Here is a 15,297-nt window from a genome sequence, read left to right as displayed (position 1 = left end):
AATTAATGGGTGTGATCGCATTCGGACAGGAAGGTCAGCAAGCTCTCCCGGTACTTGTAGTAATCCGGATGCTCTAGCAGGGCCTTGCGAGTACGCGGCCGAGGCAGGTCGATTTCTTGAATTTTGCCGATTTTGGCGTGCGGGCCGTTGGTCATCATCACCACGCGGTCAGCCAACAGAATGGCTTCGTCGACATCGTGGGTCACGACGATCGCGGTGACGTGGGTGCGTTCCCAGACTTCCATCAATACTTCCTGCAATTCCCAGCGGGTCAACGAATCCAGCATACCGAACGGTTCGTCCAGTAGCAGTAATTTGGGCGACAAGGCAAAGGCGCGGGCAATACCGACGCGCTGGCGCATGCCGTTGGACATGTCCCCGGCTTTTTTAAACATCGCATCGGCCAGACCGACCCGGGTCAGGTAGTATTCGACGATGTCCTCGCGTTCGTCTTGCGAGGCATGTGGGTAGACTTTATCCACGCCCAGCATCACGTTTTCGAAGGCGGTCAGCCAGGGAAACAGGCTAGGAGCCTGAAACACCACGCCGCGATCCGGACCGGCGCCGCTGATTTCCCGGTTATCCAAAATAATGCCGCCTTCGGAAATTTCGTTCAGGCCGGCGGTCATCGACAACACCGTGGATTTACCGCAACCGGAATGGCCGATGATGGAAATGAATTCGCCTTTCTTCATTTTTAAATCGAAGCCGTCCACCACTTTCACGGTACTGTTGCCGTCCGGGGTAGGGTAGATTTTGGACAGATTGGAGAATTCCAGATAGCGGGCCTTGCCCAGATCGCGGGCGCTGGGTTTTAGCGCCGAGGTATCCAGCTTCCAGTCGTTACTGGTATTGGGGCGGACATCCGGTAGCTTGAGCTTGTCGCCAGCGTCGGCTGGGGCTTTTTCCATGCCGATATTCATCAAATAGCGGGTGATTTCCGCGCGCAGGCGTTTGAATTCATCGTTATGGTTTAAAGCGGTGCGGTCGCGCGGCCGCTCCAGGTTGACCGTAAAGGACGGGCCAAAGCTGGCATCCGGGCCGGGATTGAGTGGAATGACCCGGTCGGCCATGTAAATGGCTTCATCGACGTCGTTGGTAATCAAGATGACAGTCTTTTTATCCTGTTCCCAAATTTGCAGAATTTCGTCTTGCAAGTTGCCGCGGGTCAACGCATCCAGGGCGCTGAGCGGTTCGTCCAGCAGCAAAATATCCGGGTTGGCGGCCAGCGCCCGGGCCACGTTAACACGCTGGCGCATACCGCCTGACAACTCGGCGGGTTTTTTGTCCATCGCCCGGCCGAGGTTCACCATTTTGACGTACTTCTCGGTATGCGCGCGGCGTTGTTCCGGCGTCCAGTCCTTAAAGATCGCATCTACCGCCAGCGCCACGTTTTCGTAAACGGTTAGCCAGGGCATCAAGGAATAGTTTTGAAACACCACGCCGCGATCCGGGCCGGGTTCGGTGATGGGCTGGCCTTGTTTCAATAGTTCGCCGCTGTCGGCATGGATTAAACCCGCAATCATCGATACCAAGGTCGTTTTGCCGCTGCCGGAAAAACCGACAATGGCGATAAACTCGCCTTCGCGAATATCCAGATTAATGTCTCTGAGGATGGAGGTTTTGTCTTTGCCTTCTCCGTAGGATTTACAGACATTTTTTAACTCTACTAGCGGCTTATACGCATCGTTGGCGGGAACGGAAGACATAGCGGATTGTTTGTGCATGGAAAGTTCGATGATTTTGGCTTGGGCGGCGCTCATGACGGCATCCTCAGATTTTTTGGAACGAGAACAGGTTTTGTAACGAGTGCATTACCCGGTCGAGAATGAAGCCGATAATACCGATGGTAAATACCGCCACCATGATCCTGCTCAAGGAATTGGAACTGCCGTTTTGGAATTCATCCCAGACGAATTTGCCCAGTCCTGGGTTTTGCGCCAGCATCTCGGCGGCGATCAAAACCATCCAGCCCACGCCCAAGGATAGGCGCATCCCGGTAAAGATATAAGGCAATGCCGAAGGCAGAATGATGCGTTTGATCTGCGTGGCCCAATCCAGTCTTAACACTTTGCCGACGTTGACCAGGTCGCGGTCTATCGATGACACACCCACGGCGGTGTTGATCAGCGTTGGCCATAAAGAGCATAAAGTCACGGTGATGGCCGAGGTGACGAACGATTTGGCGAACCAGGAATCGTCGTCAGTGACATAGATGGCGCTCACCACCAAGGTGACGATGGGCAACCAGGCTAGCGGCGATACCGGTTTGAAGATTTGAATCAAAGGGTTAAACGCGGTATTCAACACCGGACTCATGCCGCAGATGATACCTAGAGGCACGGCAATCAGCGTAGCGATGATAAAGCCGGCGAATACGGTGCGCAGGCTGGTAAATATTTGGTCCAGATAAGTCGGTTTGCCGGTGTAGGGGCGGGGCTTGATTTCCGCTTTGGGGTCTTCGGCCAGTTTTTCTTTATTCCGTAATTCCTGGCGTTCGTAAAACTCGGCCATTTTGGTTTTTTCCGCATAGTGTTCGGTCACCAAGCCGCTGACTTCCGACCATACCGCGACCGGGCCGGGAATGGCGCCCAAACTGGTGTTGATGCGTGCGGCAGTGACGCTCCAAAATCCTAAAAACAAGATGAAAGCGATGATGGGGACGCCCATGACCAGCCATAATTGACGCATTTGTTGGGCAGGGTTTTCGCCAGCGGCGATTTTGACCAAGGGTACGAACCAAGTCAGGCCGGTGATGTTGAAAAATTTGATCAATGTATTAGTCATGTCTTTGCTCGCTTGTCTTAATGGTGTCGGTAAAAAGGATGCGTCCATGCATCAACATACGATCCTTGTGTAGAGCACCCACCAGAGTTTCTTAGTCGACAATCTTGCCGCCGGAGACGGTTTGTTTGCCTTTCAAGCCAATCGGAAATTTGGCTAGATAATCGTTAGGTTTGTTGGCATCGAACGGAATTTTGTCGATGAAAAAGTTTTGCGAAGGCTTGATGCCGGTGTCGGCCGGAAAATCTTCCGCTTTGGCTTTACCCTCGGCCACCAATTCTTTCGCCGCAGCCAAATAGATATCGGGGCGATAAACTTTTTTCGCGGTGTCGAGATACCAGTTATCCGGTTTTTGCTCGGCGATCATGCCCCAGCGCCGTAATTGCGTCAGGTACCAAACCGCACTGCTGTAAGAGGGATAGCTGGCGCCGTGACGGAAGAAGGTGTTGAAGTCGGGCAGGGAGCGTTTGTCGCCTTTTTCGTATTCAAAGGTGCCGTTCATGCTGGCCGCCAGTACTTCAACGTCGGCGCCCACATATTGTTTTTGCGACAACATTTCAATCGCTTCCTTACGGTTTTTGTTGCTCTCGGCATCCAGCCAGATCGAAGCGCGGATCAAGGCTTTAGTGACTGCCAGATAGGTGTTGGGATATTTCTCGGCCCAAGAGCTGGTCACGCCGAACACTTTTTCCGGAGTGTCTTTCCACAATTCCTCGTCGGTGATCACCGGCACACCGATGCCTTTAAATACCGCTTGCTGGTTCCACGGCTCGCCGACGCAATAGCCGAAGATGGTGCCGGATTCCAGCGTCGCCGGCATTTGCGGCGGCGGCGTGACCGACAACAAAGCATCGGCGCTGATCTGGCCGGAAATGTCTTGCGGTGGCGCATAGTAGCCGGGATTAATGCCGCCAGCCGCCAGCCAATAGCGCAGTTTCAGGTTGTGGGAACCGGCCGGAAAAGTCATCGCCATATTGAATGGCTTGCCTTCGGCTTTATATTTGTCCACTACCGGTTTCAGATAATCAGCCTTAATCGGATGCACCGGTTTGCCGCCCTCCATTGGCACATTGGCTTTCATTTGTTTCCAGATGTCGTTGGATACGGTGATGGCATTGCCGTTGAAGCCCATGCTGAAGGCAGTCACGATGTCGGCCTTGGTGCCGAAGCCGATGCTGGCCGCTAACGGTGCCGGCGCCAGCATGTGCGAACCGTCCAGCTCGCCGTTCACAACCCGGTCCATCACCACTTTCCAATTGGCTTGTGCTTCCAGTTGCACAAACAGGCCTTCCTCTTCAAAAAAACCTTTTTCCGCAGCCACCGCCAGCGGGGCCATGTCGGTCAATTTGATAAAACCGAACTTCAAATCTTCTTTTTCCAGTTTCCCGGCGGCGAAGCTGTGGTTGGAAAAGCCTAATATGCCCAGCGCAACCACCGAGCTGAAAGCGGCGGCAAGTGTCTTCGGGGTGAAAATGCGGTTCTGTTTCATGTCGGTTCCTGTCAATTGAGAAAAACGGGCCAAAAAAAAGGCGTCTATGTCCGACTTGTTTGCAAGCCTGACAGTAGACGCCTTTGTCTTTAGTGCTCAACAGTGAGCGGGGTTTGGGTTTACCACTCCTACACTGGAGTATTGCTGCTTACTAAGCAATGCTGATGCCAGTTTAATGACTCTTGTGATAACTATATGTAAAAAACCATTATAAACAGTGTGTTACACCTATTTTTGGTGAGTCTGTTTTTAGAGAAATTTGCGGGTGCATCTTGGCATGCAGAAAAATCATGCACTCTATTGATTCGGAAGTGCTTTTTTTGCACATGCGTGGTGCGCACCGGAATGGGGAGGCTCGCCGAGACATGCGGAAGAATTAGCGGTATTGCTAAGGTCGCGGGTCTGCGATGTAGGATTGGCCGGGCCGATATGAGCTTCCCGGTGGCTGGATAGGCATTTTGCCAGGTGTAAACCTGCCGGATAATGGCAATATTTCATTTAGGTGCACCAGCGAAGCAAATTGATACAATTCGTAGCAATGATGCTCGCCGTCTATGAAACAGAATAGGATGCAGCGAGTTTTAGGTAGACGAGTCAATCGAATTTAAGCTGGGGCGGATTATGAAATACATCGTAAAACAAATTGCCGATGATTTTATCTTTGAAGAAATGGAGCAGGCCAGGAAGCAGTTTGTCGAGGCGCTGAATTACACCATGGAAAGCGCTACGATCTTCTTCGATAAAAATCCCACCAATCCGCTGGATTTTTTTATTGCCTACGATTTTCAGCAAAAGCACGGCGACCCTGTGGTGTATGGGTTTAATTTGCGGGATGAAATGATCCGAATTTTTAGTTTGGACGACAACAAAACCCATTCATCTCAATCAGCCCTGGCAATCAGCCAACAGCTAAAAAAACTGGCTGAGGAACTTGAAGAGCGTTACGACCCGGAACCCACGAAGACCATCGCCGAAACCCAAGAGAAAAAAGACACGCAATATGCCAGCAGCATCAATCGGTCTTACCGCGATGTACTGAGAGAAGCGCTAGAACACGACCGGGCCGAGCAATTGCGGAAAGCCGAGGCTGCGGCTGCGGCGGCGGACGACGGCTATCAAAGGCATACGATTTTACTGGGCAGTAAAAGCGCGGCTAAATCCTAAGCCCGGCCTTTAAATATCGTCGCTCCCACGCAGTCCGACATTCACGGGGCAGCGCTTAGCTGCCATATCACACTGCTAAGCCAATTTCCGGCTGACAAGACCAAAACGGTATTTTGAAAACGCCAGACAAACTCACTGCGGATGCATTGATTAGAGAGGGATCCGCAGCTGGGTTAATGCCACCATTGAAACGTGTTTAAGCAAGTGCTTTGCGCTTTGGAGTACCCAATACCCCCATCAAACCAGAGAGGAACAGCCAACCCGCTGACTGTGCGTGGCCTTGTCCTCACCGGTTCGAGTGTTCTGTTTGGCTAGTATGCTCTGCCTTTACACCGACAACATCCAGCCGTTTGCATAAAAAATCTCAAACTCCCGGAACAGCACGAAGAATCTGCCGAATTTGATTTTGCCTGTCCCGGATTCATTCAGATCGGCGACGGTGCCATCGCCATACCAGTTACTGTGGATGACATCGCCGATTTGTATTTTTTCGTAGGTTTTCATGACGCGCCCCTGGTTATTTAATGACAAGCAGTACGCAGCATAAAAAATGCCAAAACTATCGAATTAAACGGGGTTTGGGGTAGTGGGCGTCCAAGCCTTGCCGGCTGTGGCCTGGGTGCGAAGAGCCTGATAGGGCCTGATACAGAAAAGCCGGCTTCCCGCCTGCAATCGTTACGGAAAATCGTCACCGATACGATATTTAGTAGCTTATTGGCCCCATGCCGCTTTCAGGCGTAAGATTTCCGGCATTATTTCCATAAACAAGGCCAGCAGGCGCGGATCGAAATGGCTGCCGGCCATGCTTTGCATCGATTTTAAAGTCTCTTCCAGCTGCCACGGTTCTTTGTAAGGACGTTTAGTGGTCAAGGCATCGAATACATCGGCTATCGCCACGATTCTGGCGGATTCCGGAATTGCCTCACCGGCCAAACCCATCGGATAGCCGCTGCCGTCCCATTGTTCGTGGTGATGGCGGGCGATTTCCGCAGCCATTTTGAAGACCGGATTGTCGCTTTTATTCAAGATGTCGTAGCCGATTTGCGAATGCGACTGCATGATCGGCCATTCTTCTTCATTAAGCGCCCGTGCCGCTTTTAAAATGGCATGTGGAATGCCGATTTTGCCGGTGTCGTGGGTGGGCGCGGCCAATTCCATCATCGCCACTTGCGATGGCGTCCAACCGGCGGCGCGAGCCAGCGCCGCAGAATAAGCTGCCATGCGCCAGATGTGGTCGCCGGTGTACGGATCGTTATAGTGGCCGGCATCGCCGAGCATTTCGATGGCGGCGCGGGCGAGTTGATCCAACTCGTCCACCCGCACCAGCGATAGATGGGTTTGTACCCGGCGCAGCACGATAGGGCCTGAGACCGGTTTTTGGATGTAATCGACCGCACCGACATCGAAACCGCGCGCTTCGTTTTCCATTTCGCCCATCGCCGTGACGAAAATTACCGGGATTTTCTCAGTCAACGGATCGGCTTTTAACTGCGTACACACTTGGTAGCCGTCCATATTCGGCATCATGATGTCCAGCAGAATGATGTCAGGTTGATGTTCCCGGGCGGCCGCCAGGGCTTTTTCGCCGTTGATGGCAAACAGCAGTTGAAAGTGGTCCTTGAGTATTTGCTGTAACACTTTCAAATTGTTCGGTTCGTCGTCGACCAGCAATACTTTGTAGCTGTCTTTCATGGCTTATTCCTTAAACGTGATCGCTAATTTATCCGCCAAGCGGTTAACTTGGATTTTCGCGGCGTCGAAATCGAAACTATCCACTTCAAAGCGGATGGCTTTCAGCTCGGTTTCGCCGAGAAACGCGCCAAGCCTTTGTAAAACCGGTTCGACGTGGTCAGGATTCAAACTGTCCAGCGCGGTGTTTAATTCCAGTAAAAGATCGCTGACCCGTTCCGCATCGAAGGCTGTTGCGGCAACCGCTGGCGGTTTGCTCGGCAGTTTTAGTTGGTGTATGGCTGCAACAGCGGTGTTTAGCGCGGCGTCCAGCGTCTTGATCAATTCCTGGATATTTTGCAGGTCGCCGCTTTTGAATTGCGCGTCAACCTCGGTTGCCAGACCGGCGATAACGGGTAAGGCCAGATTGCCGGCCACACCTTTTAAAGCATGAGCGATGCGCCGGACCGCTTCCGGATTCTCCGGGTGCTCCTGCAGATTGCGCAGTAATTTGCTGCCGTCCGCGCCGTGTTGTTCGGCAAAATTTAGTAAGGCATCGGCGTAAATCAGCGGGTCCAGCCAGGTTGCCAAACCTTTCTCGTAATCGGCGACGCCGGCCAAAGGCGTAAAGTCGACGGCGATTTTCGCCGGCTCGGCAATGTTTACGCCGGTGTTGGCAATGCCATGCCCCTTGGGCACCAGCCGTTCCATCTGCGTTAATAAATCGTCGACATCAATGGGTTTGCCGACGATGGTGTCTATACCGGCATCCAGCGACTCGCGGCGTTCGTGGCTCAACACGCTGGCGGTCAGGGCCAGAATTGGGATGTGGCTGCTGCCGGCTTGTTCCAGTTCGCGGATTTGTCGGGTGGCGGCTATGCCATCCAGCACCGGCATTTGCAAGTCCATCAGAATCAAGTCGTAGTCACCGCTTCGAAAGGCGTCCACCGCTTCCTGGCCGTTTTTAACCCAGCTGACTTGATGGCCCTGCTGCTCCAGGCGCAAGCGCGCCAAAGTGGCGTTGGCTTCTATGTCTTCCGCCAGCAATACCTTGAAGCGGCGCGGCGAAAAATAAGCCACGCTATGCACCGAGCTCACATCGTACAGGCAGTTTTCCGCGCTGGCTGATTCCGGCATATGCACAGTAAAATGAAACACCGAGCCGACGCCAACCTGGCTTTCCACCCAAATCCGGCCCCCCATCAACTCGACAATTTGTTTGCTGATGGTGGTGCCCAGACCGGTGCCGCCGAAGCGACGGCTGGTGGTGGTATCCGCTTGCGAAAATGATTCGAAGATGTGTTCGGTTTGTTCCTGGGTCATGCCGATGCCGGTGTCGCTGATGGCAAAATGCAACATCTCCACACCTTCCGCGCGGGTGATGGTGACGCCTATGCTGCCGGTATCGGTAAACTTTACCGAGTTGCCGACCAGATTCAAAATCACTTGCCGTAAACGGTTCGGGTCGCCGACGAAATGGGTGGGCAAGCCGGCTTCTATAGCCAAATCGATGCGCAAGCCTTTTTCGGCGGCGCGCAGTCCCATAATTTGCAAGGCTTCTTGCACCGCAAACGGCAGGTTGAAGCACACCGATTCCAACTCTACTTTGCCGGCTTCGATTTTGGAAAAATCCAGAATATCGTTAATCACACCCAGCAGATGCCGGCCGGAGCTGAGGATGGTTTTGATGTGGCCGCGCGTATCGGCGGCCAGGTTTTGATCTTGCAAGGCCACTTCGGCAAAGCCAATCACGGTATTCATGGGCGTACGGATTTCGTGGCTCATATTGGCCAGAAAATTGGCCTTGGCTTTGGCGGCGGCCTCGGCTGCTTCCTTAGCCAGTCTCAATTCCTGCTCGGCTTGTTTCTGCAAGCTGATGTCAGAAATAAAGCCGACAAATAGATGCCGGCCCTCCGAGATAATGCCGTGACCCACCGCCAAATTGGCCGGAAAGCGGCTGCCGTCTTTGCGTTGGGCGATGACTTCCCGCTCTATGCCGAGAATTTTGGCTTGATGGGTGGCTAAAAAATGCTGAATGTAACTGTCGTGCGCAGAGGCATCCGGTTCCGGCATCAGTAGCGAGACATTCTTACCGACGATCTCGGCGCTGCTCCAGCCGAACAGTTTTTCGGCGGCGGGATTGAACATCCGAATCAGACCGCTGCTGTCGATGGAAATCACACCGTTTACGGCGGTTTGCACGATGGCTTTGACCTCGGTGGTGGCCATCGCCACCAGTTCTTCCAAGTGCTCGCGGTATTTCAGCAATTCGGCTTCCGCCGCCTTGCGTTCGGTAATGTCGGTGATGGAACCGACCATCCGCACCGGCCGGCCCTCGGCGTCGCGCAACGCATCCCCCCGATCCAGCACCCAACGGTAGCTGCCGTCCTTGTGCCGAAGACGCAGTTCGGTAGTGTAACGCTCGTTATGTTCCAAGTGTTTGCGAAACGCTTCACTGGCGCGGGCTTTGTCATCGGGGTGGATTAATTCGAAGAAAATCGATTCCACGTTCGGCAATTCGCCGTCGGCATAACCCAGAATCTTGTTCCAGCGCGGTGATAAGTAGTATTCGTGATGCACGATATCCCAGTCCCAGATACCGTCGTTAACGGCCCGTTCGGCAAGCATATAGCGTTCCTCGCTGGTACGCAGGGCGTGGGTGCGTTCGGCGATTTTCGCTTCCAGATTATGTTGGGCATCCGCCAGTGCATCGGTCATGTGATTGAAGGAGTTGGCCAATTCGGCGATTTCATCCAGACCTCGGACTTCGGCTCGCACCGACAAGTCGCCGTCGCGAATGCGTCGGGCGGTGCAGGTCAGGCGCGAGATGGGCCGGACGATACGCCGGGCCAGGGCGTTGGCGATTATCGTCGTCAAGCCGACAAAGACCAGCACGATGAGCAGCATTTGTTTTTCCAGGCGCTGAATGGGGGCCAGCGCCTCGGCCTGTTCGATATGCGCCATGATGCAGCCGCCGCCGATTTCCGGAATCGTGCGGAAACCATGAATGACGGCACGCTCCCGGTAATCGCTGGCCATCATTTCCGCGTTTTGCCGGGCCAGGCAGCTTTGCATGGGTTGCGTAGCGATAGGGTGGCTATTGGCATAGCGCGGCTGGGTAACGAAAAAGCCGCTGCTGTCGGCCAGGAAAGATTCGCCGGATTTGCCCAAATCGGAGTGAGCCGTAAAAATACTTTGAATCAGGCTAACCGGATAGCTGATCAACAATTGCCAGGGCAGTTTGGCATCTTTGGCAATCACATAATAAAAACGTGGCTGGTCCGGAACCGGTTTGCTGAAGTCGGCCAGTTGTCCGGCTTGAAAATTTTTTAGATCAGAAAGTGCCACCGGCTGCTCGCCGACGCTGACCGTGCCCGATTCGGAGTCGAGCCGGAAAAACACCGCGCCGGCAGCGCCTTCGGTGAGTAAATAGTCGTTTATGAAATCAGTGGCACAGGCGCGGTTCAATTGCTCCGCCGCCACGCATTTCATTAGCACCTCGGCCAGGAAGGCGTGGGCGCGCGTGTCGGCACGTGCCAGTACCAGTTTGAGTTGTTCATGGCGGTTATCCGCGACGCGGCTGACAATATTAAAGCGGTCCGTGCGGATATTGTCGATGGCAAACCGATAGGCCATGTAACCGACCGATAAAGTCGGCAACAGGATCAGCAGCAACAGCAGAGCAATCAGGCGTTTTTGCAGCATGTTGGGCCTCAATGTCGGCAAGCAGGTCAGCCGACGTTATGCCATGGATGGTGGCGATGCGGCAATACCTTCTGCCAATCGACATCTTCATACCGCTAAGATTCCTCGGGGTAGGTAATTGTCAAACTGCGGTGGGAGGGACGTCTCGGAATCGCAGAGTCTGTCTAGTGATTGATCTAAACTTAAAAATCGCCGCTCCCGCGCAGGCGGGAGCTCAGTGCTTGCAATGGATTTGCTTAGCCGCCTACCGGCCCCAACTTTTGCGGAGAAAGCTGCGCAGCTTATTTGCGCAGGGCATTAAAAAAACTACACTCGGGCGCGCCGCCGTTACTCTCGAAAAACACAAAACAATCGTTAAACCATTTCACAAAACGGTCGGCGTGTTCGGCGCTGCCGATCGGGTATTGACGCATTTTCCAACGATTGCGGGCCGAGTCGTTACGATAGATGCCGCCGGCGTTGTAAGCGCATGCGACCTTGGGAGGATCGAAATGGGTTTGCTTCCATTGTCCGGCGATGTAGGCGGTGCCGGCCTGAATCGAATTGCTGGGGACTAATAGCCAGGCTTTATCGATGTCATCTTTGTTTAAAGCCGCGCGGGCGGTGGAAATCAAAGTCTGCATCAGGCCTGGCGAAATTTTATGCGGTGTGCGCACTTCGTCGATAAAGCCCGGTTCTTCGCGCACCGCGTTTTGATTGCCTGACGACTCGGTGCAAATGGTGGCGATGATCAGCTCCACCGGCACTTTCAACTCGGTAGACCAATGCGTCAAGGCACTGCCGAACTGGTTCCAGACTTTGCCTACCGTTTTCGGCTCGCCGCCAGTGCCTATTGGGGTATCGTCGCTGCCTACCAATAACCCTTGATCGGTCAATTGCCAGGTCACGCTGTCCTGATAAGCATGCCGGGTTTTTAACTCGTCGAGTAAATCTTGGCCGATAACCGTGCTGCCGGCATCGTTAGCGGCGGGACGTTGCATATTCGGAGAACTGTCGTCCTGGAATAAACTGCTCCAGGTTAGCGGGCCGACGATGCCGTCGCTGTCCAAGCCGTGGCTGCTTTGATACGCCACCACGGCTGCGGAGGTTTTGGCACCGAATAATCCGTCGGGCTGGCCGACACCGTTTATTTGCAGGCTTTTTAAGCGCGTCTGTACTTCCAACACATCGCGGCCGCGCAGCATAGGCAGTTGAAATTTAAGTGGGCGACTGAATGCCATGACCGGCTCCTATCCGCTAAAGGCTTATGGGCAGCCGGGAATCGAAGCTTTGATTCCGGCGATGTCGTTTAACAAGCGCCGGTGATAATCGGCGTAGCGGCTTTGGCCAGCCTGCGCGGCAGCTTGGTTCTCGTTTTGTTGTAATTGTTTCAGCGCTTGGCAACTGCCGGTATCGTTGATTTGAAAACGAATCGCTGCCAACTCGGCGTTATGCAGAAAAAAGGTGGCGGCGGGTTTTAAGTCGCCGGGCGCTTGCAGAAATTCGCGGGCACAAGCGTGTAACTTTTGGTTGTAAGGCTTAGCAGCGGCTGTGCTGGTCTGTTCGCTACGCAGTGAGCGCAACGACTCGCACCAGTTTTCGAAATACTGGGCGCGTTGCCCGACGATAGCCTCGGCCGCAGCCCAATCCGTTGTCAAATGTATGCCTTGTTCGAGTTGCTCTGCTGCGCATTGATAATTTTTGATGCTGTCGGTGTTTTGTTTAGCTAGCCGGTAACAGGCGTCGCCTTTCAGCAGATGCAATTGGTTACAGGTCTCGTCGTCGGCTTTGCAATCGACTTCCGCCCCCGCTATTTCGTGCCAATTATTTTCATCAGCGGCTTCTTTGAAGTTTTTCAATTGCCGGGTCGCGCAGCCGGAGGCTAACAAAACCGTTGCTAATAGCGGTATGACTATTTTCAGATTCGGCCTCATGACGCTTGGCCCTCGAGGATTTTGTTAATCATGCCGGAGACCGGTTTGTCCTCCGCTTGCAGCTTCTCGGTCACCACAATCAAGCTATCCAGGTCCTTTAATGCATCGGGGTTTTGGTGCAGTTTGTCCACGGCTTGCAACACCGATTCGTAACCGCCGGTGCTGCCGAACATCGCCGGGTCGCGGGCTAGGATCAAAGACTTCAATTCCCGGTCGGCAGCGGTGCGATGGAATTCGTCCAGGCCTTCTTCAAATTGCTGCAACGTCGTAAAGCCGCCCAGTTCGGCATATTTTTCGAATAATGCCGCCGAATCGGCATTGCCGATAAAGTCGTTGACCGCGTCTTTCATAAACTTGGGATTTTCCATCTGCGCCTGAAACGCGGCACGAAATAACGGGCTTTGTCGCAGCAACATAAAGCCGGTGTTGTCATCGACCGGCTCCAGCGTCAAACCGGCCGCCGGTGAGAAGGGCATGTGTAAAATCCGGGCTTTCCATTTTTGATAATAAATACCAGTCAGTTTCACGGTGCCGGCCACCACGGCGGCGATCAACGCAGCAGGCGGCATGAAGGTCCCCAGCGTGGCGCCGAAGGTTTTTACCGCGCTGCCGAGGATGTCTGTCAACGGCCCATCCTGGTCCAGCGCGGTTTGCGTGTCGGTGACCGCGTGCAGCGCATCTTCGATTTTACCTTCGCCCATCAGGCCCTTGGCGACATTTACGCCTTTTTCGACTTTGTTCGCCAGATCGACGTATTTGCCGCCAATTTCCTTGGGCAGCAAACCGGCCACCGTGCGCGCCATGTCGATGCCGCTGCTGACGGTTTCCAGCATGGAGCCGGTTTTGGATTGCTGTTGTTGGCTGACCGCTGCGTCGCGTTGCGTGGTTGCTTCATGGGCTTGCTGCAATGCGGCGCTTTCCGAATCTCGATTCTGGCCGCGTGCGCCGAAGTAAAAGCCGATGATGGTGCCGAGGATGCCGCCCAATACGTCCGGAAACTGATTGTTCGGCAAGGCCAAAAACAACATTGAGGCCGTGACGATCAGCATCGCGATCACACCGCGTATCGTGCCCTCCGGCAGGCCGGCCGGACTTTGAAAAAACAGCGCCAGTTGTTTTTCGCGGGTGCAGGTTTCCAGAAAGGTTTTTTGCAGATGCCGCAAATACAGTAAAAAAGCGAGCACAACCAACGCCAAGATGCCCAACGTAATCAAAAAATGAATCGATAGGGCGATGGGTTTTTCCTCGCCGTTAACGGCCGCAGTTTGCGCGGCAACGGAGAGCGGGAGCAGGCTCAGCGCGGCGTAACCCAGGGTTTTAAGTCGATATGTCGGTTTATGCATAAGTCCGCCTTTTGGGTAACGATCTCGTTGATCGATTAAGGTCTCTAATTAGGCTTGCCGCGCGGATGATATACCCGCTCTATCCGCCGGTCTAGGATTCGTTCTATGCGCCTCTTGCCGTCTTTTGATGTGTCAATGACGATTTTTTATTCTATAGACTCGGTCTCGGGTAATTGCTGCGCCGGTTTTTTGATACGAGTGACCGGGGAAGTCCATATGGGGTGACGGCGCTCCTGGCGGTAATAGGTTTCGTAAAGCGCTTGATAAACCATTTCGGACGCGGCCCAACGTTCCTTGCAAAAACTGGAAAGCATTAATCCTGAAACCCCGCCGCATACCCATCCCAGTAATAGCAACTTCTCAATAAACAAGACCACAGTAAAAATGGCCAATATCAAAGTCAGGCTGCGCGCTAATTTGGATTGCAATTGCAACGCCTCCACCTTGGCCACCACGGGGTTGTCGTTGTCCCTAAGCCTATCCAAGGCTTCGTGATATTGACTCAACAACGGGTCGTTGGTGGTTAAAGCCAGATTTTGCGCGCGCCGGTACCAACTATCCGTTTTCAGGCGTTTACGGTTCCGATATAAATAATCGTAAGTGGTATTGAGTATGTCGTGCGACAAGCGTTTGACAATAAGGGAGATCGCCAGTGTCAGCAGCAGAAAAATCAATGCACCTGCCGTGCTGGCGGCAAACGGGTCAGGCAAACGCTGCAATGCGGGGTGAATCTGTTCTCGATAATTAAAGAATACTGCTACCAAAGTAGCGGACGGCAGAGCGATGCCGACTTGTTCGATCGGGTCTGTGAATAGTTTGCCGATCAGCGTGCTAAGCGGGTTTGACATTTTGTCCCTCCTTCTAAGTTGGGAAAAATGAGTTGCGGGACGCGGTGCGCCCGGTTGCTTTGACCGTTGGTCATTAGATAGCAAACGCGACGAAACAGCAACTCAATTGATAAAGCGATTATGCCGACACTGGCGTGTATGAGGATGTACGAAAATACCCAAGCTTTGGATGCATTTTTCACTTTCCTAGCGACAAAAAATAGTGCGTCCGACTTTAGATCATTAACCCGCGCCTCAAATGGCGTCGTTCGCACGAAGATAGGCGCCTGGAGATAGTTAAAAACTGGATTTCCGTATATTCAAGAAAATATTTCCGGCTCAGTGCATTTGCTTACTCGCTAAAAACCGGTAAAACTGGAGTACAGTGAACGAACAAAGAGGCC

Annotated in this window: 11 protein-coding genes; 1 reads left to right on the top strand and 10 read right to left on the bottom strand. The window is 53.4% G+C overall.

Annotated features, from left to right (window positions below; translation table 11 throughout):
- Positions 1-2: 2 nt before the first annotated feature.
- The 3 genes from JWZ98_RS11990 to JWZ98_RS11980 form a co-directional block, all read right to left on the bottom strand.
- A complete protein-coding gene (locus JWZ98_RS11990) occupies positions 3-1,727 on the bottom strand; it encodes a nitrate ABC transporter ATP-binding protein (protein WP_240348358.1) in 1,725 nt (574 codons plus the stop codon).
- 46 nt (positions 1,728-1,773) lie between these two features.
- Positions 1,774-2,787: an ABC transporter permease gene (locus JWZ98_RS11985; RefSeq protein ID WP_033156210.1), complete on the bottom strand. Its 1,014-nt coding sequence runs from the start codon at positions 2,785-2,787 to the stop codon at positions 1,774-1,776.
- Between the two features lie 91 nt (positions 2,788-2,878).
- A complete protein-coding gene (locus JWZ98_RS11980) occupies positions 2,879-4,273 on the bottom strand; it encodes a CmpA/NrtA family ABC transporter substrate-binding protein (protein ID WP_033156211.1) in 1,395 nt (464 codons plus the stop codon).
- Between the two features lie 621 nt (positions 4,274-4,894).
- On the opposite strand from JWZ98_RS11980, the gene JWZ98_RS11975 reads away from it, so the two are divergent.
- Positions 4,895-5,437, top strand: coding sequence for a hypothetical protein (locus JWZ98_RS11975; protein WP_033156212.1), 543 nt, complete (start codon positions 4,895-4,897; stop codon positions 5,435-5,437).
- 327 nt (positions 5,438-5,764) lie between these two features.
- Here JWZ98_RS11975 and JWZ98_RS11970 read toward each other — a convergent pair whose 3' ends face one another.
- The 7 genes from JWZ98_RS11970 to JWZ98_RS11940 all read right to left on the bottom strand — a co-directional run bounded on the left by JWZ98_RS11970 (position 5,765) and on the right by JWZ98_RS11940 (position 14,914).
- Complete coding sequence (locus JWZ98_RS11970; protein ID WP_165385954.1) at positions 5,765-5,941, bottom strand: hypothetical protein; 177 nt, start codon at positions 5,939-5,941, stop codon at positions 5,765-5,767.
- Positions 5,942-6,148: 207 nt separating this feature from the next.
- Positions 6,149-7,129, bottom strand: a complete 981-nt coding sequence (locus JWZ98_RS11965; RefSeq protein WP_033156213.1) for an HD domain-containing phosphohydrolase — start codon at positions 7,127-7,129, stop codon at positions 6,149-6,151.
- 3 nt (positions 7,130-7,132) lie between these two features.
- Positions 7,133-10,810, bottom strand: coding sequence for a PAS domain S-box protein (locus JWZ98_RS11960; RefSeq protein WP_051669856.1), 3,678 nt, complete (start codon positions 10,808-10,810; stop codon positions 7,133-7,135).
- 281 nt (positions 10,811-11,091) lie between these two features.
- On the bottom strand, positions 11,092-12,030 hold the full coding sequence (locus JWZ98_RS11955) for a peptidoglycan-binding protein (RefSeq protein ID WP_084153255.1): 939 nt from the start codon (positions 12,028-12,030) through the stop codon (positions 11,092-11,094).
- Positions 12,031-12,054: 24 nt separating this feature from the next.
- Entirely contained in the window at positions 12,055-12,723 is a 669-nt protein-coding gene (locus JWZ98_RS11950; protein ID WP_033156214.1) for a hypothetical protein, read from the bottom strand.
- Positions 12,720-14,066 carry a hypothetical protein gene (locus tag JWZ98_RS11945; RefSeq protein ID WP_033156215.1) on the bottom strand — a complete coding sequence of 449 codons (1,347 nt, stop codon included), beginning with the start codon at positions 14,064-14,066 and terminating at the stop codon, positions 12,720-12,722. The genes JWZ98_RS11950 and JWZ98_RS11945 overlap by 4 nt, the downstream gene beginning before the upstream one ends.
- Positions 14,067-14,212: 146 nt before the next feature.
- Positions 14,213-14,914 carry a hypothetical protein gene (locus tag JWZ98_RS11940; RefSeq protein WP_033156216.1) on the bottom strand — a complete coding sequence of 234 codons (702 nt, stop codon included), beginning with the start codon at positions 14,912-14,914 and terminating at the stop codon, positions 14,213-14,215.
- Between the last annotated feature and the right edge of the window lie 383 nt (positions 14,915-15,297).

The organism is Methylomonas sp. EFPC1 (genome assembly GCF_016925515.1).
Lineage (GTDB): Bacteria > Pseudomonadota > Gammaproteobacteria > Methylococcales > Methylomonadaceae > Methylomonas > Methylomonas defluvii.
Note: the sequence above shows the minus strand (reverse complement) of the source record. Positions and strands in the feature narration are given on the sequence as shown.